The sequence below is a fragment of the Microcoleus sp. CZ3-B2 genome (assembly GCF_036705055.1).
GTDB lineage: Bacteria > Cyanobacteriota > Cyanobacteriia > Cyanobacteriales > Microcoleaceae > Microcoleus.
This window is the reverse complement of sequence record NZ_JAUBTN010000001.1, coordinates 205,441-222,052: the sequence shown is the minus strand read 5'-3', so window position 1 is coordinate 222,052 and position 16,612 is coordinate 205,441. Positions and strand designations below refer to the sequence as shown.

The 16,612-nt window shown below is 46.2% G+C and carries 14 protein-coding genes and 1 pseudogene; 8 read left to right on the top strand and 7 right to left on the bottom strand.

Going from position 1 to position 16,612, the window contains the following annotated elements:
- Positions 1–305: 305 nt before the first annotated feature.
- On the top strand, positions 306–2,828 hold the full coding sequence (locus QUA97_RS01005; RefSeq protein ID WP_333192208.1) for an EAL domain-containing protein: 2,523 nt from the start codon (positions 306–308) through the stop codon (positions 2,826–2,828).
- A 289-nt stretch (positions 2,829–3,117) separates the two neighbouring features.
- On the opposite strand, the pseudogene QUA97_RS01000 reads toward QUA97_RS01005, so the two are convergent.
- Positions 3,118–3,264, bottom strand: a pseudogene (locus QUA97_RS01000) (IS1 family transposase); the annotation flags it as partial.
- Positions 3,265–3,797: 533 nt separating this feature from the next.
- On the opposite strand from QUA97_RS01000, the gene bchI reads away from it, so the two are divergent.
- On the top strand, positions 3,798–4,907 hold the full coding sequence (gene bchI, locus QUA97_RS00995; protein ID WP_194065716.1) for a magnesium chelatase ATPase subunit I: 1,110 nt from the start codon (positions 3,798–3,800) through the stop codon (positions 4,905–4,907).
- Positions 4,908–4,997: 90 nt separating this feature from the next.
- Positions 4,998–5,531, top strand: coding sequence for a crossover junction endodeoxyribonuclease RuvC (gene ruvC / locus QUA97_RS00990; RefSeq protein WP_333091068.1), 534 nt, complete (start codon positions 4,998–5,000; stop codon positions 5,529–5,531).
- Positions 5,532–5,619: 88 nt separating this feature from the next.
- Here the strand turns inward: ruvC and QUA97_RS00985 are convergent, their stop codons facing one another.
- A complete protein-coding gene (locus tag QUA97_RS00985) occupies positions 5,620–6,189 on the bottom strand; it encodes a Uma2 family endonuclease (RefSeq protein ID WP_333192205.1) in 570 nt (189 codons plus the stop codon).
- Positions 6,190–6,519: 330 nt separating this feature from the next.
- Here QUA97_RS00985 and QUA97_RS00980 point away from each other — a divergent pair, with 330 nt between their 5' ends.
- Positions 6,520–6,894 carry a hypothetical protein gene (locus QUA97_RS00980; RefSeq protein ID WP_194012741.1) on the top strand — a complete coding sequence of 125 codons (375 nt, stop codon included), beginning with the start codon at positions 6,520–6,522 and terminating at the stop codon, positions 6,892–6,894.
- Positions 6,895–6,984: 90 nt separating this feature from the next.
- Here the strand turns inward: QUA97_RS00980 and QUA97_RS00975 are convergent, their stop codons facing one another.
- The gene (locus QUA97_RS00975) at positions 6,985–7,254 is read right to left on the bottom strand and encodes a hypothetical protein (protein ID WP_194065702.1); all 270 of its coding nucleotides are present in this window, start codon (positions 7,252–7,254) and stop codon (positions 6,985–6,987) included.
- Between the two features lie 252 nt (positions 7,255–7,506).
- Here QUA97_RS00975 and QUA97_RS00970 point away from each other — a divergent pair, with 252 nt between their 5' ends.
- From QUA97_RS00970 to QUA97_RS00960, 3 genes are all read left to right on the top strand, one after another.
- Positions 7,507–8,730 carry a hypothetical protein gene (locus QUA97_RS00970; protein WP_194065701.1) on the top strand — a complete coding sequence of 408 codons (1,224 nt, stop codon included), beginning with the start codon at positions 7,507–7,509 and terminating at the stop codon, positions 8,728–8,730.
- Positions 8,731–8,739: 9 nt separating this feature from the next.
- Positions 8,740–8,973, top strand: a complete 234-nt coding sequence (locus QUA97_RS00965; RefSeq protein WP_333192198.1) for a hypothetical protein — start codon at positions 8,740–8,742, stop codon at positions 8,971–8,973.
- 122 nt (positions 8,974–9,095) lie between these two features.
- Complete coding sequence (locus QUA97_RS00960; RefSeq protein WP_194065699.1) at positions 9,096–9,731, top strand: restriction endonuclease subunit R; 636 nt, start codon at positions 9,096–9,098, stop codon at positions 9,729–9,731.
- Positions 9,732–10,003: 272 nt separating this feature from the next.
- Here the strand turns inward: QUA97_RS00960 and QUA97_RS00955 are convergent, their stop codons facing one another.
- The 3 genes from QUA97_RS00955 to QUA97_RS00945 form a co-directional block, all read right to left on the bottom strand.
- Positions 10,004–10,339 carry a ribulose bisphosphate carboxylase small subunit gene (locus QUA97_RS00955; RefSeq protein WP_194063299.1) on the bottom strand — a complete coding sequence of 112 codons (336 nt, stop codon included), beginning with the start codon at positions 10,337–10,339 and terminating at the stop codon, positions 10,004–10,006.
- Between the two features lie 45 nt (positions 10,340–10,384).
- Positions 10,385–10,795: a RuBisCO chaperone RbcX gene (rcbX, locus tag QUA97_RS00950; RefSeq protein WP_194065698.1), complete on the bottom strand. Its 411-nt coding sequence runs from the start codon at positions 10,793–10,795 to the stop codon at positions 10,385–10,387.
- Between the two features lie 137 nt (positions 10,796–10,932).
- Positions 10,933–12,363, bottom strand: coding sequence for a form I ribulose bisphosphate carboxylase large subunit (locus QUA97_RS00945; protein ID WP_194012734.1), 1,431 nt, complete (start codon positions 12,361–12,363; stop codon positions 10,933–10,935).
- Between the two features lie 751 nt (positions 12,364–13,114).
- Here QUA97_RS00945 and QUA97_RS00940 point away from each other — a divergent pair.
- Complete coding sequence (locus QUA97_RS00940) at positions 13,115–14,869, top strand: serine/threonine protein kinase (RefSeq protein WP_333192191.1); 1,755 nt, start codon at positions 13,115–13,117, stop codon at positions 14,867–14,869.
- Positions 14,870–15,147: 278 nt separating this feature from the next.
- Here QUA97_RS00940 and QUA97_RS00935 read toward each other — a convergent pair whose 3' ends face one another.
- On the bottom strand, positions 15,148–16,137 hold the full coding sequence (locus QUA97_RS00935) for a methyltransferase domain-containing protein (protein WP_194065696.1): 990 nt from the start codon (positions 16,135–16,137) through the stop codon (positions 15,148–15,150).
- Positions 16,138–16,612: the final 475 nt, after the last annotated feature.

Here is a 16,612-nt window from a genome sequence, read left to right as displayed (position 1 = left end):
ATCTCAAAAATATCCAGAAAGTTCGATCGACTAAATTTTAACGCTTGTGGAAACTTGGGGAAACGGAGGAATCCCAGACAGCACTTTTCGGCAGATACGATTCAAACCTAGTTTCCCATCCGAGAAATACTTTGCCAAATCGATTAATTAGCTTACATAAACTCGGTTTCGGCACAAGTTCTGAAAAAATTATACTCAATCTCATAATAAGCTCAATTCTGTAAGAACAAACTTGTGGTTAGCTTTATTTGCACCCGTATATGTTTGCTGTGACTGCCAAATTTTCTCGAAATCTTTGTTCTGTAATGTCTCTGGCAACTGGCCTGAACCGGAGTTCTCAAGGCCGGCGGGTCAAGATTTTGCCTGCTTTGTTGGCGGGCGCAACTGTAACGCTGCTGAATACGGGAGTTCGGCGGTTGGGGTGGTATCAAAGCTTGGAATTGGGAACTTTTGACTCGTTGGTGCGCTTGGAGCCGGATGCGGGCCCAGATCCGCGGATGCTGGTAGTGGGAATTTCTGAGGCGGATATTCAAACTCTGGGGAGGTTTCCGATTTCCGACGGGGCGATCGCCAAAACCTTGACAAAACTCCAAAAGTACCAGCCAAAAGTCATCGGTTTGGACTTGTACCGCGATTTGCCTCAAGCCCCCGGACACCAAGAATTGCTGGCGGAGCTCAAGGCGCCGAATCTGGTGGCGATTACTAAATTGAACGATTCAGACAGTGGGGGAGTGCCTGCCCCTCCGGGGATGCCGCTGGATCGGGTGGGTTTTAACGACTTCGTGCTAGACGCAGACGGTGTGGTGCGCCGCAGTTTGCTCTCAGTCGCGAAACCCGACAATACTGCTGCTTCCTCGTTTTCTTTGCAAGTGGCTTCGCTGTATCTCAAGGACAAGCTGCAGCCGACAGATAGCCGTGTCAATCCCCATCAAATCAACTGGGGGAAAGCAGAATTTGTGCCTTTAAAATCTGACAGCGGTGGCTATGCAAATCTCGATGCCAGAGGCTACCAAATTCTGCTCAAATACCGTTCTGCTGTTGGGGTGGCGCGACAAGTCAGTATCCTGCAGGTATTGAAGGGCGAAATTGATCCGAGTTGGGTAAAGGACAAGATTGTGCTGATCGGGACGACTGCACCGAGTACCAGAGATGTGTTTCTCACGCCCTACAGCCCGGTTAAAAAGCAAAATCCGAAAATGCCGGGGGTGTTGCTGCACGCTCAAATGCTCAGCCAAATATTGACTGCTGTTTTGCAGGGGCGATCGGTGTTTTGGGTGTGGCCAGAATGGGCAGAAATTCTGTGGAACGCTGCTTGGGCGGTGCTGGGCGGGCTTGTGGCTTGGCGGATTCACCACCCATTGCGGGCGGGATTGGTTGTGGGTGCGGCTTTGGTGGGGCTGTTGGGGATTAGTTTTTTGATTTTTACTGAGGGTGGGTGGGTGCCGCTGGTGTCGCCGGCTGTGGGTTTGGTGGTGACAGGTGCGGGGTTGAGCGCTTACAGGAAGCTTTACGATGCTTTTCACGACTCTCTGACTGGTTTGCCGAATCGGGATTTATTTGTAGAGTGTTTGGGCCGGGCGATCGTCAATACTAGGCACCACCGCAGCTATCTGTTTGCGGTGCTGTTTTTGGATTTAGACCGATTTAAGGTGATTAATGATTCTTTGGGTCATTTGGTGGGGGATGAGTTGCTGATGGCGGTGGTGGTGCGGTTGCAGGCGAGTGTCAGCATGGCGGATACTGTGGCGCGGGTGGGGGGTGACGATTTTGCCATTTTGGTGAGGAATGTTGATGCCCAGAGTGCGGTGGATTTGGCCGATCGCATTCACCAAGCTTTAATTGTGCCTTTTGAACTCGGAGGCCAGGAAGTGTTTGTCACCGCTAGCATCGGGATTGCGGTGGGCGGCGAACCCGCACTGGCGATCGGGCAACAGCCGGAACACTTGCTGCGGGACGCTCACACGGCGATGTACCGGGCTAAGGCTTTGGGAACGGGAAGGTATCAGGTGTTTAATGCTGCGATGCACGATTTGGCGTTGGAGAGGTTGCAGTTGGAGACGGATTTGCGGATGGCTGTAAAACGTCGGGAGTTTTTGCTTTACTACCAGCCGTTTGTGTCTTTGGCCAGCGGCAGGATTATTGGGTTTGAGGCTTTGGTGCGCTGGCAGCACCCGCAGCGGGGCTTGATTTCGCCGGTTAAGTTTATTCCGGTGGCTGAGGAAACGGGGGCGATTGTGCCGCTGGGCGAGTGGGTGTTGGAGGAGGCTTGCCGGCAGTTGCGGCTGTGGGAGGGAATGTTTGATTTCGATCGACCTTTGATTATGAGTGTAAATTTATCTGGGAAGCAGTTTGCTCAGCCGGATTTGATCGATCGCATTCGGGCTATTTTGGGAACAACGGGTTTGAGTGGTCAGAGTTTGAAGTTGGAGATTACTGAGAGTGTGGTGATGGATGATGTGGAGTCGGCGATCGCGGTTTTAAAGGAGATGAAAGCGCTTAATGTCAAGTTGGGAATTGATGATTTTGGTACTGGTTATTCGTCGTTGAGTTATTTGAGTCGGTTTCCTACGGATACTTTGAAGGTTGATAAGTCGTTTGTGGGGCTGATGGAGCTCGAAAGCGAGGGGGAAAATGTGGCGATCGTGCGGACGATTGTCGCTCTGGCTCACGCTTTGGGGATGGATGTGATTGCTGAGGGTGTGGAGACGGCGGCACAATTAGCTCGGTTAAGGGCGATCGGCTGCGAATACGGTCAAGGTTATTTTTTTGCTAAGCCTTTACCGAGCGAGGCTGCGACTGCTTTGATGGCTTCTGAGCCGCAGTGGTAGTTGTGGGTTATTAGTTATTGGTTATTAGTTATTGGTTATTGGTTATTAGTTATTGATTGTTGATTATTGGTTATTGGTTGTTGGTTGTGGGTTATTGGTTATTGGTTATTGGTTATTGGTTATTGGTTGTTGGTTGTTGGTCATTGGTTATTGGTTGTTGGTTATTGGTTATTGGTTGTTAGTCATTGGTTATTGGTTGTTCGTCATTGGTTATTGGTTGTTCGTCATTGGTTATTGGTTGTTCGTCATTGGTTATTAGTCAGGTAGTAATAAATATGTAGTGATATGGTTATTGGCTCAAAACATAGTTGTAATGATGGATAAAATACCAAATATCACCAATATGATTGTCTAATTTTTTAGAAAATGAAAGAGTCTTTCTTGCGAGACGAGAAACACGTTGGTGCAAAGTATTATTACATCTTTCAATACGATCGCCCAGCAGTTTCAGTCTTGGACGCATCAGTACCGCAGAAACCTGGTTTTTTACCTAATCTGTGACCTCCGCTTCTGCCTCCGAAGGCAGGAGGCAGGAGGATTTTTTCTTAATCCCTTGCCCCTAAGTCGGTACAAGCCTCTCCTTTAAAGGGGATCAGAAATTGGGAGGGGTCTGAATCCTCTTCCAATTGCCAACCTCCTGCCTCCTGTCTTTCAACTCCTGCCTCCTTCAAGAGGAGAGAAGATTTTCATCCATCAAACCCGGTTTCACCAGTCCCCGCCCGCCCCAGCTAAGGCCCCTGCACTCCCACAGAAACCAGGTTTTTTACCGGGATTAAAAGCTATAGCCCAGTTTTGCCCAAAAATTCGGCTTCTCAGTCAGGGACGCATTATGACGGTGTAGCAAGGCTTTGAGATTGCTTCACTACCTTCCAAATGACAGAAATACGTTAATCTAAAATCGCAAATCTAAAATCTAAAATCGGTTATCCCTTACAATAAACAAGCAATTATTATATTTTGAGTTATCCTGTGAGTCCTACTGCCGAAGTCAGCAATACCGTAAATGCGGGCGCTCTGCCAACCGTTACCGCAGCCCGCCGCGCTGTTTTTCCCTTCACTGCAATTGTTGGCCAGGAGGAGATGAAACTGGCGCTGCTGTTGAATGTCATCGATCCGAAAATTGGCGGAGTGATGATTATGGGCGATCGCGGTACGGGCAAATCTACCACAATCCGCGCCCTCGCTGACTTGCTGCCAGAAATTGAGGTGGTGGCTGACGATCCTTTTAACAGTCATCCCACCGATCCGGATTTTATGAGCGATGAGGTGCGCGATCGCACTTTGCATCACGGTACAATGCCGATCGCCCGCAAAAAAGTCCAAATGGTAGACTTGCCGCTCGGCGCTACCGAAGACCGAGTTTGCGGTACGATCGACATCGAGAAAGCTTTGGCCGAAGGAGTTAAAGCTTTTGAACCAGGCCTGTTAGCCAAAGCTAACCGCGGCATTCTTTACGTCGATGAAGTCAATTTGCTCGACGATCATTTAGTCGATGTTTTGCTCGACTCCGCAGCTAGCGGTTGGAACACTGTCGAAAGAGAAGGCATTTCGATCCGCCACCCGGCTAAGTTTATTCTCATCGGTTCCGGGAATCCAGAAGAAGGAGAATTGCGGCCGCAATTGCTCGACAGATTCGGAATGCACGCCGAAATTCGGACTGTCAAAGACCCCAATTTAAGAGTAGAAATTGTCGAACAGCGATCGAGTTTTGACCAAAATCCCTCAGAGTTTCTCGCGAAATATCAGCACGAACAAGACGATATGCAGGAGAAATTGGTGGAAGCCCAGGAAAGGCTAAAATCCGTAACTATCGATCGCGATTTGCGAGTCAAAATTTCCCAAGTCTGCGCCGAATTGGACGTAGACGGACTGCGGGGCGATTTAGTCACAAATCGGGCCGCCAAAGCTTTCACCGCCCTAGAATGTCGCACAGAGGTCACTGTAGACGATATTCGCAGGGTGATGACCCTGTGTTTGCGGCACCGATTGCGGAAAGACCCGCTAGAATCGATCGATTCGGGCTATAAAGTGACTAAAGTGTTCGATCGAGTATTCGGCCTAGAAACAACTGAGGAATAATTAATAATTGGTAATTGGTAATTGGTGGTGATGAAACATTTCCCAAATTTTTAATGCCTCATTCCCCATTTCCAATTACTAATTTCTGCAATGGAAAAACGAATTTTAGGATTAGATCCGGGCTTAGCAAATCTCGGCTACGGGGCTATTTGCTGTCAAATCATCCCCGGAAAACAAGATGAAAACTTTGTTTCCATGATTGATTGCGGCGTAATTAAAACAACGCCCAAACAGGAAATGGGACAGCGGTTGAAAACAATTTATGATGATTTGCACGAGGTAATTGAACAAATAAAACCAGATTTGGCAATTGCTGAAAAACTGTTCTTTTACAAAATGGGAAATACCATACTCGTAGCCCAAGCGCGGGGCGTTTTGACGCTAGTATTAGCGCAGTGTGGAGTGCCGCTGTTCGAGTTTACCCCAGCGCAAATCAAAAAAGCATTAACTGGGCGCGGTAATGCGGATAAATCTGAAGTACAAGAGGCCGTAGCGCGGGAGTTAGAGTTGGCTTATATTCCGAAACCGGACGATGCGGCGGATGCTTTAGCGGTGGCTTTGACTGGTTGGTACGACGATGATATTTGTCCGAAAAAAATCCCATTGGAAACCGTAAAAATTTAATCTAATCTTCAGTCTCGCGTTGCGCGGACTTTGTTTTTGTAGAAGCGATTTCAAGATCCGATTCCCATTGCTGGTTCCCAATTCCCGTTCAAACCATCGGCAAATTCAAAACAAATCCCGGCAACACATCTTCACCCGACAAACTCACCGGAAAATGTACAATCTCCACCTCGCAATTAGCGCGATAAATTTCCACTTGTTCGTCTTGAGGATTAATCAGCCAACCCAAGCGCAAACCGCTGTTGATATATTCCTGCATTTTCTCCTGAAGCGGCCGCAGCGCATCTGTCCGCGAGCGCAATTCTATCACAAAATCAGGGCAAATCGGCGGAAACTTCTCCCTTTGTTCATCTGTCAAAGCCGACCATCTTTCCAAGCTAACCCAAGCCGCATCGGGAGAACGGTCTCCGTTATTTGGCAGCCTAAAAATTGTCGAAGAACTAAACACTCTCCCTAGCTGCGTTCGTTGATTCCACATCCAAACTAAGCCAATTAAATCGGCTTCTCGATTGCCGCTGACTCCGCCTACTGGTGACATAATGATGATTTCTCCTTTAGCAGTCCGTTCAAATTGCCAATCTCGATTCATCTGGCACAAACGGTAAAACTGTTCATCTGTTAGTTCGACACTATCTAAGTTTAAAGTAACGGTTGTCATTTTTCCTAACTCCCGAAAAATATGAGTTCTGCCAACCTATTTTAGCGCCGCTTTCTGTCAATGACAAATTTATCGCCTGCTCTGTGATATTGCTTCACGACCTTCGTAATGACAGACGAAACAAATCAATTTTAAAATCAGTCCTCCCAGGGAGGACTTTCGCTTTCCGACTGGGGTTAAAAGCCGATTCGGACTATTGCGAAGTACCAAATCTCAGGTGACAATATAATTAAGTTCGATCGCCCAATCTCAACATCAATCAAAAAAATGCTATAATATATAATTTAACTCCTAAACTTCTCCAGTCAACAAAGCACAAACTAAAATTTTATGGTGATTATTACTTCACAAGAAATTGCCCAATTTCGATCGCAATTAGCCGAATATCCCGAAGCCCTAAAAGCCCTCGACGAAATCGAAGATTGCGAAGGGAATATCGAAGATGCAGCAATATCTCTGGCAATTCAAGCCGGACAAGAACCGAACATTTCGGAAAAGTGGCTGGACGGATTGGCCAAAAGATGCCGCGTTGCTATCTGCAAATCTGAGGTTAAAGAAGAGTTGACAAACGGACAATTGAATGCAGCATTTAGAGATTTAGTCGCTGCAAAAATTTGTCCTAAAATTTTGGTAACTTCCGTGATTATTTATGTATTTAAAACTGGAGTAAATGATTTTTGCGAGCCTCTGGAATATCAACTGTAAAGCCATTGATGCAGTTAAAATTGCCCCGATTTTCTGAAACAAAACGAGGCGATTTATAAAGAGGGATGGCTAGGTCGCGCGGACTTCGATCTACCCCTGTGCGCTGCTGTACCCAGCCGGCACTAAATCCGGCGACAATCCCAAAGATTTCCCCAGCAAACGAGCCAGTTGCACTAAAAAATTGGCAGTATCTCTGTCTCCTTCCCCGGCCATTGAAGCTGATATCTGGATTAGCATCTGCACAAATCCGGCATCTATTAAATGGGAACAGGAACTTAAAACCTCTGGTTCTTGGCCGTTAGGACAGGTGAGCACTCGCTCGATCAAGTTCAAATAAGCTTCTTGGCGTTCTGGATTCATTTTGGGAGGATGGGTACAGTAAATAATTTATTATTACGCTTAATTCTGTTCTGTCAATCAGGCGATCGAATATGCGATCCCCGTCTTTGCTCTAGAATCTTTATTCCGTCTGGAATAGACAGAAGCTTAAAGAAAATCTTAAGTTTCTCAATCTTGGTTTAGTTGAGGTAACGTGTTATTTGGCACACTCTAATATTAGGTAAGATAGGCCGACTGCTACCCTAGGATTCAAGAAAATTAGGAATTTATCAAATGAAAATAGGAATATTTTTAGGAAATTTAGGAAATCCCGCTATCTACTATCCCAAACTCGCCCAAATTACCGGCGGAGTGGGTGCGAGTATTTTTCTTTGCCAATTATTGCAATGGCAAGCGCAACATTCCAACTCTAGCGAAGGGGTGAAAACTAACAGCAACGAAATTGAAAAAGCCACGGGTTTAAGTCCTGAAGAACAAGAAATCGCGAGAGGGTTGCTAAAAGTGCGATCGCTCTTGAAAGAAAAATTCACAAATCCCCACACGGACACCCTAGAACTCTGGGCGGACATTGACGCTTTTGAGGAAAAACTTAATAACTTTTTTGCCAACAACCACACCGAGACTATAACAGAACCAATTCGCGATCGCACAAATCGCCCTGTAGAAATATTATCGGAAACTTCCCCCCCACAGCGTGCAGTTAAAACCGACAAATATTTCGGACAACCGCGCCAGCAAATAGCCGTTGCTGTCACCGCGAATTACCAATTTAGTGGGCCTTGGAATTCCCAAGAAGAATTGCACAACTTTCAGCGGGCTTTAGAAGAATATGCCAGAGTTCGCAACTTAGGATTTGGCAATCCTTCGGGATGGGCTTTTAAAGTTATTGATAGCATGACAAAAGGCTTAGCTTCGACTTTTTGGGACGAATTTATCGCGGGAATTCCTTTGGGAGAAAGTCAGAAAGTTAAGCGGGATTGGGAAATTGAGCCGGAAGTGCCTTATCCGGCGTTTGAAGAGGAGCGAATTCAGTATTACGTCCACAAGGGCGAACCGCTGGAAGCAGCAGTGTCTAAGGCTCGCGCTGACTTGAGAAATCCGGTGTTGGGGAAGGATTTGTGGGAGGGTTTTTTGCGAAAGTGCGATCGTATTGCTGATGATGCGCTGAAAGCAAAACTGCAGGGCGTTGACACACCATATCTGCCCTCTTCCTTCAACGAAAAACCGCAAATCACCAAGGATAGCGTAATGCGAAAATTAGGGGCGATCGCGCCGCAATTTGCCCTGAATCAATCCACATCTGAAACTATCGCCGAACCACCAAAACTCGAACCACAAGAACAGATCACCGCTGACGAAATCCCCAGTATTTCATCTTTACAAAAAGCTTACCAAACTCCTCTCGGTCGCAGTATAGTTGAAAAACAAATCGCTGCTAATCCACAATGGGGCTATGAAATTGTTAATGGTGAAATTATAGAATCCATTTTTTTTTAGGAGGCGAATGTGAAACGAGTTAGCGATATCGATCCGCTGGGAGTTGAGCGAGCAAATCCTTCGGATGCAGAAAGAGCAAAGCTGCGGCAGGAAAGATTGCAGCACGAGAAAAGTTTAGGTTTTCAGCAGTTAATAGAATTTTGCAGTTTGGGCGAATACGGCATGGCGAAAGAGCTTGCAGCTAGACATTCTAGTTGGGGTTATGAAATAGTTGACGGAGTTGTAATGGAGCGGATGGATTAGGTTCGTAGTAAAGACTTTAGTCCCTTATTAAAGCATAGGAAGAAAAAACTAAAGTCCTCACTACGAACCTGTTTTTCCTAATATGTTAGGATTAGAATAGAGATTTAATTGGTTTTAAAGTTATGACAGTTATTAATGCAAAAAATCTAACATTATCAGAAGTACACCGTCTGTTCGGCTTTCAAAAGCAGTACACTAACTCATTTACCTCTCTGTTATCTCTTGAAGATATCACAGAACACGAACAGCAGGAACTTACACAAATTAGGGATGATTTTGATGACTATATTTCCACGGATCGAGTTTCAGAAGGACTGGTAAAAGCTCTGACTACCTTTCCCTTAATGCGATTGGCTGGCTTCTACCGCCGCCCGATTAAAATTAGTTTAGAACAAGACATCGCTGAAATTAGCATTGAAGATGAAGATACTATCATTAAAGGACGGTTTGATATCTTGGCTGTCAACAGGATAAAGCCCATGAGAAGCGATACATATTTTTGGGTTTTGGTAATTGAAAGTAAAAATTCTGGAATCAACGCATTGATGGGTTTATCCCAATTGCTAACCTATGCTTATCAAAATTTAAAATATCAAGACACTATCTGGGGTTTGACAACCAACGGAATGCACTATCAGTTCGTGAATATTCAGGGGGGAAATACCCCAAGCTATCAGCTATTGCCTTTGCTAAACTTGATGGAACCCGAACCTTCAATTTTGTTGCTGCAAGTTTTAAAGGCTATTTGTAAGCTGTAGATGAAGGAAGAAGGAAGAAGGAAGAAGGAAGAAGGAAGAAGGAAGAAGGAAGAAGGAAGAAGAAAGAAGAAACATCTTGCTTTGATTCGGAGACTCTCTTGAAATTATCTGCGTTGATATGTGTTTATCTGCCTTTCATCTACGGTATATCTATCAATAAAAGATTTATCTAATAAGTCTAATCATCATCGCCCTAAAAAAAAATGAGGCGGGGAGAATTCCCTACCTCAATTTTTAGCTAACTTTTCTCTACAAAATAGAGTTGTTAAAGCTTAGTAGCCTCTGGTGTTTGGCTTGTGCACGATGAAGCTCAGCACTTGGCACTGCTTCACGTTGTCAAAACCCATAACGCGGATGTAGCACTGAGGATTTTCTTGGCGGCAAGCTTGAATTTCAGTCATGATTTCTTGGACGCTGCGAGCACCAAACAAAGGCAACTTCCACAAAGTCCAGTAGCGCATTTCAGCAGCAGAACTTTCGTTGAATTCTACGCCGGGAATGTAGCCTTGATCGAGGATGTATTGGAGTTGCTTGGCAATTTGGGCGTCTGTCAGCGGGGGCAAATAGGACAGAGTTTCGTAACGACGCTCTTTAGGTAAAGTCTTCATTTTTTGTATCTCTAAGGTGTGTGTTCGATCGCACTTCTCGATCGATTAACTCGACAAATTATCCAGATTCGGTTCAGAATCTATTGATGCTTCAGGATGACTGGTAGAAACAGACCAATTAAGTTGCGTAATTCGCTCTAAATGCTGGCGTCTGTGTTCCATATTCGCCTGTTGAATGCCAGTACAAACCATTTCTGGCAAAAATTCCGTCACATCGTGAGCCAGATATTCTCGCACAGTCATGATCCGAAATCCTAAATCTTGATTTTCCCTCAGCAGCTCGTCAATGTAAGCTTCTCCATCTTGGATTTTGTTCTTCGTGGAAAAGTCATTCAACCAGATGGCTTGGGCAGGATTGGTTTCGCTCAACTGAGCGACCACAATCCGCACGGATTGATAGGTTAGGTAACTTGCCAGCACCTTAGCGGTGTCTTTCGCAACTTGTTTGAGATCCATTTTTGACCCCAGCTCCCTCAAATTTGAGATTTTGGATTTTAGATTTTAGATGCAAACTTACTTGTAAATCTTCTTCAAAGATAAAGACTTAAGAGCAAGTTTGCGACCTAAAACCTAAAATCTGTAACCCAAAATCATCAAACGGTATCCATTGCCTCGAACTCAAACTTGATTTCTTTCCAGAGTTCGCAAGCAACAGCCAATTCAGGGCTCCATTTGCAAGCTTCGCGAATGATGTCTCCGCCTTCGCGCATCAAGTTGCGGCCTTCGTTACGAGCTTGGACGCAAGCTTCCAATGCAACGCGGTTAGCTGCTGCACCAGGTGCGTTGCCCCAAGGGTGGCCCAAGGTGCCGCCGCCGAACTGCAAGCAGGAGTCGTCGCCGAAGATTTCTACCAAAGCTGGCATATGCCAGATGTGGATACCGCCGGAAGCAACCGGCATGACACCGGGCATGGAGGCCCAGTCTTGGGTGAAGTAAATACCGCGGCTGCGGTCTTGTTCGATGTGGTCTTCGCGCATCAAGTCTACGAAGCCCATCGTGATGCCTTTTTCGCCTTCGAGTTTGCCCACAACTGTACCGGAGTGCAGGTGGTCGCCGCCGGACATCCGCAAGCACTTGGCAAGTACGCGGAAGTGGATACCGTGGTTTTTTTGACGATCGATCACGGCGTGCATGGCGCGGTGAATGTGCAGCAAAATACCGTTTTTGCGGCACCATTTGGCCAAGCTGGTGTTTGCAGTGAAACCACCGGTTAGGTAGTCGTGCATGATGATCGGGGTTTTGATTTCTTTGGCGAACTCAGCCCGTTCCATCATTTCTTCAAAGGTGGGGGCGGTTACGTTGAGGTAGTGGCCCTTGACTTCGCCGGTTTCTGCTTGAGCTTTTTCAATAGCTTCTTGAACGAACAGGAAGCGATCGCGCCAGCGCATGAACGGTTGCGAGTTGATGTTTTCGTCGTCTTTGGTGAAGTCCAAACCGCCGCGCAGAACTTCGTAAACGGCGCGACCGTAGTTCTTAGCAGACAGACCCAATTTGGGCTTAATTGTACAGCCGAGCAAAGGACGGCCGTACTTGTTCAATTTGTCCCGCTCAACGGTAATACCGTGAGGAGGGCCTTGGAAGGTTTTCAGGTAAGCAATGGGAATCCGCAGGTCTTCCAACCGCAGGGCGCGCAGAGCTTTGAAACCGAATACGTTACCGACCAAAGAGGTCAGCAAGTTGGTGACGGAACCTTCTTCAAACAAATCCAAAGGATAAGCGATGAAGCAGATGTATTGGTTGTCTTCACCGGGGACTGGCTCGATGTCGTAGCAGCGACCTTTGTAGCGGTCGAGGTCGGTCAGGAGGTCAGTCCAAACAGTTGTCCATGTACCGGTGGAAGATTCAGCGGCCACAGCAGCTCCAGCTTCTTCTGGGGGAACTCCTGGCTGCGGTGTGACGCGGAATGCTGCCAAAATATCTGTATCTTTCGGCGTGTAGTCCGGGGTGTAATACGTTAGTTTATAGTCTTGAACTCCGGCTTTATACCCAGCCTTTGATTGAGTTTGGGTTTGCGCGTAAGCCATATCTCGCTTCCTAGTATTCGCTTAATTTTTTTGCCCGATCGCAGGCTGTTAAAAATATATCAATAAATGAGTGCTCTTTAATTTTAATATTCTTTTAATCCTCATAAGTATTGTTTATTTTTCTTTATATTTAGATATTTTTTGTAACATATCTTATTAAACGAAAGCGGCAAAGGATGCAGGGGGAAAGGCTGGGGATCGAGGAGATTTTGGATTTTAGATTTTAGATTTTAGATGGAGGAAACAGGAAAAATTAGTCATAAATACTTAATTTTATGGTGGAGATCGATTAAATTTGAGATGGTAAATTTTAGGTTGGGGGGAGGAAAAGTTAGTTATAAATACTTAATTTTAGGGTAGGAGATCGAGCTCAACTGCAATCGAGTATGCAATTCTTTAATTGAAAATCCCGTGGGGGGCCAAGAAACCGGGTTTATGGGAAAAATTTGGGTGTATTAACGAGAAATATAGCAAGAAACCGGGTTTCTGAGGTTGTAAAGCCCGATCGCGCCAACTCTGGCACAATCCACAATCCACAATCGCAAATCTAAAATCTAAAATTTCCTGACTCTCAGAGGGCAAAGTCAAAAATCGACAGCATAGCACATAATATGGACAGGACTGGTGCAGCAACCTGGTTTTTCAAACCAAAATCCGTCGTTACAGCAATTAAACTTCGCTTAAAACCGGGTTTCTGCCTTAGCTGCGCGTAAGTCTAATATGGATATCTAGCCCCATTTCTACTCTGGTTGTGCCTCACCCCCCTTCAAAAGCCGTCCACTGCATCAATCCAGATTGCCCAAGGCCTTACCCTCAGACTTGGGGCAACAATTTTTGTCAGAATTGCGGGACTCCGCTGCGGCTAAAAAATCGCTACGTTCCTTTAGAAGTTCTCGGTTCCGGGGGTTTTGCAGCCATATACACGGTTTGGGACACAGAAACTCAAACCGATCGCGTCCTGAAAGTATTGCTCGAAACTGCCCCGAAAGCGCTGAAACTGTTCGAGCAAGAAGCTTGGGTTTTGGCACTTTTGCGACATCCCGGTGTCCCGAAAGTCGAGCCGGACGGTTATTTTCATGTCAAAACTCAAAATTTTTCAGGCGTGGATAGAAATGTCACAGCGAGGCACTTGCCTTGTTTGGTCATGGAAAAAATTCACGGCAAAACTTTAGAAGCAGTTCTCGAAGAACACTCTCAGGGGTGTCCGCAGGAATGGGTGTTTAGTTGGCTGAGTCAAGCTGTGGATATTTTAGAGGAGTTGCACAGGTGTCAGATTATTCACCGCGACATTAAACCCTCAAATTTGATGCTGCGAGACCCGGAATCGCCACAAGTTTTGCTGAGCAAGGGTTTGGGCGGACTGCAATTGGTGGCGATCGACTTTGGGGGAGTTAAACAGATGGGCGGTGGCGCACCGGTGGGGAAAGATTCTCCGAGCTCGACGCGCTTGATTTCGCCCGGATACAGCCCGCCGGAACAAATTGTGGGCGGTGGTGTGGTACCGGCGACGGATTTTTATGCTTTGGGGCGGACTTGCATTCATTTGCTGACGGGGAAATATCCCGCTGAAATTGAAGATCCGATGACGGGTGAGTTGCGGTGGCGACATATTGTGTCTGTGAGTCCGGCTTTGGCGAATTTGTTGGATGATATGGTGCGATCGAACGTGCAGCAGCGTCCGGCTGCGGCTGGAGATGTTCGATCGCGCTTGCAGGAGATTTATGCTAGGAGTAAGGGCAAAATTGCGACGGCCCCAACCGGTCAAGCTATTGTGGAATTCTGCCGGCAAGTGGTGGTGGCGGGGGCGCAAAAAACCGCAAGTTTGACGGTTTTGCTGTTCGGGGCGATCGCCCAAATCGTAGTAGCTTCTCTCGATACCGGCTGGGAAATGGTGCTCGGCGGGGTTGGTGGATGTGCCGGGGCGATCGGCGGTTTGGTTTTGAGTTCTGCGCCTGTCGGCCAGGAAATTGCGAGTTTTCTAAATGAAGGTTTGCACCAATTAATCCATGACATGACTTTTACTGTCGGGCCGGAATTGCTGCTGTTTGCCTTTGCGGGTTGGGGAACTGCGATCGGTTTGACGGATGCGGGGAGTTTTCGCCAGCACAAACAGTATTGGCTGTCGGGATTGATGGGAACTCAAGCCTATTTATTGGCTGGTTTGTGCTGGATGGAAGCAACAACTTCTAGCGGCGTGCAGGGGATTATTTTGGGGGCTTTTGCGATCGCCTCTATGACTGTAGGAATGGGTTTGCGTAGCCATCAATTAGTTCATGCTTTGGTGGTGGCTGTTTGTTCTACGGGAATTTTTCTGTTTTTGAATACTTGGAATATTTTTCCTGGGAGTTTCTTTGCGATTTTGTCACAATCGTCTAATACTAATTTCTGGCTGCAAGTTTGGGGTGCGATCGCCTTTTTTGGTTTGTTGGGAAGTACGATCGGGCTTTGTTTGGGAGTGAGTCATTATTTAGTTGTGCCCGTGCTCAGGTGGTTGGGCTGGCGCTAATTAAACCTCTCCAATATTTTTTTTGAGTTCGATCGGGCTGTTATATCAATTCCGGTTGCACTCAAACATGACTATTGACTGTTGACTGTTAGCTGTTGACCAATAACAACTAACAACTGCCAACTAACAACTGCCAACTGCCAACTAACAAATAACAACTAACAAATAACAGCTAACAGCTAACAACTAACAGCTAACAACTAACTAATCATTTGACTGTCAACAGTGAATTTACTCTTCCGATGAAGAGAGGATTTGATATTATTAAGTTTTCGATCCTAAACACCTGTCATAGTTTTAGTGGAACTTATTTCGGTTAATTCTGCCAAGGAATGCGATCGCACTGCGCGAAACATCCCAAAGCGACATAGCCCCACACCAAACGCTAATCGCATCAGTAAAAGTGTCGGTACTTCTCGCAGAGACTTGATAAAACCCGATACACCAAAACGTACTAATCCGACGGGTCTAACTATACCTTGCCAGATAGAATCTATCCAAGAAGGAAGGGTTTCTTGCGTCCAATCTGCGGTGGTTACAGTGCCATCCACAAACCCCGTTTCTTCTAACAGTTCTGAAAAGCCCTCGATGCTTGAAAAAGCCGGATGCGACCACTGATCCAGCAGTTGTCGCATTACAGGTTTCTCCCAAAAATTGAGAGGGATTTGGCGCGAATCTCTTTGATTCCAGTCAGCCACAACCAGCAGGCCACCAGGCTTGATTACCCTCATCAACTCTTTGGCAAAAACAGCTTTATCTGGCATATGGGGCCCTGCTTCGATCGACCAAACCACATCAAAACTCGCATCGGGAAACGAAAGCGCCATAGCATCATCCACCCGAAACTGCAGATCGAGTTCTGGGGGAGTTAATTCTTGAGCGCGTTTAACTTGCTGCGGGCTGATAGTAATTCCCGTCACAGCAAACTTATAATCCTGGGCCAGAATGCGGCTGCTACCGCCAATTCCACAGCCCACATCTAGAACAGTAGTACCAGCAGGTAATTTATCTAAGCCGCCCCAGCGCACCATTTCATGCACAAAATCAGATTTTGCTGTGAGGAAATCTTTCCGTTGTGGCGGCGAACCGTAATGGCCTAAGTGGATGTGTTCGCCCCAGTAAAATTCTAAAATTCCGTCTTCTGTCCACTCGTCGTAGGAGTTGGCCACAGAGTCGGATGATTGATAAGGGCGAGCCGTGATTAAATAGATCAGAAGGGCGATCGCCAGCAGTCCAAACAAAAGTCCAAATACCACAAATAAATTCATTTTTTCCTTTCTCTTATCATCTCAGGAGCTAGCACAAAATCCAACTTGGCGCGTTTTTGATTCACGATGTCTATTTGTTGCGACAGACTACAGCGAAAAAGTTAGCGATTTATGGGCTATCGCCTAGTCTTTACTGTCACGACTCAGCTATTATCTGACTGAGCATCTATCAGCAATCGGTGAAATTTCATAGACTTGCGCTGCATAAGTCTTCGATCGATAGATCAACCGCAGATGTCAAGCAGATCGACACAGATGCAACGCAGATGCTTTTCAGATAATTTGTGAATGAATGCCAGAGGTAAAATCAATATCTTTCTCATTCCATAGAGCGATTTTTACCCCAACAATCGGTTTTTTGCCGCGTACTTTTATCCTACCGGGCACTAAAATTTAGCAGAGAATTCAAGCTCTGGTGATTCACTGCGCTGCAAGTAAATCTTCAAGGCCCCAATTTTTTATAGGGCGATCGATT

Excerpts from the sequence above, each read along its gene's own strand:
- QUA97_RS01005 (WP_333192208.1), top strand. The coding sequence starts at position 306 with ATGTCTCTGGCAACTGGCCTGAACCGGAGTTCTCAAGGCCGGCGGGTC.
- ruvC (WP_333091068.1), top strand. The coding sequence starts at position 4,998 with ATGGAAAAACGAATTTTAGGATTAGATCCGGGCTTAGCAAATCTCGGC.
- QUA97_RS00985 (WP_333192205.1), bottom strand. The coding sequence starts at position 6,189 with ATGACAACCGTTACTTTAAACTTAGATAGTGTCGAACTAACAGATGAA.
- QUA97_RS00980 (WP_194012741.1), top strand. The coding sequence starts at position 6,520 with ATGGTGATTATTACTTCACAAGAAATTGCCCAATTTCGATCGCAATTA.
- QUA97_RS00975 (WP_194065702.1), bottom strand. The coding sequence starts at position 7,254 with ATGAATCCAGAACGCCAAGAAGCTTATTTGAACTTGATCGAGCGAGTG.
- QUA97_RS00970 (WP_194065701.1), top strand. The coding sequence starts at position 7,507 with ATGAAAATAGGAATATTTTTAGGAAATTTAGGAAATCCCGCTATCTAC.
- QUA97_RS00960 (WP_194065699.1), top strand. The coding sequence starts at position 9,096 with ATGACAGTTATTAATGCAAAAAATCTAACATTATCAGAAGTACACCGT.
- QUA97_RS00955 (WP_194063299.1), bottom strand. The coding sequence starts at position 10,339 with ATGAAGACTTTACCTAAAGAGCGTCGTTACGAAACTCTGTCCTATTTG.
- rcbX (WP_194065698.1), bottom strand. The coding sequence starts at position 10,795 with ATGGATCTCAAACAAGTTGCGAAAGACACCGCTAAGGTGCTGGCAAGT.
- QUA97_RS00945 (WP_194012734.1), bottom strand. The coding sequence starts at position 12,363 with ATGGCTTACGCGCAAACCCAAACTCAATCAAAGGCTGGGTATAAAGCC.
- QUA97_RS00935 (WP_194065696.1), bottom strand. The coding sequence starts at position 16,137 with ATGAATTTATTTGTGGTATTTGGACTTTTGTTTGGACTGCTGGCGATC.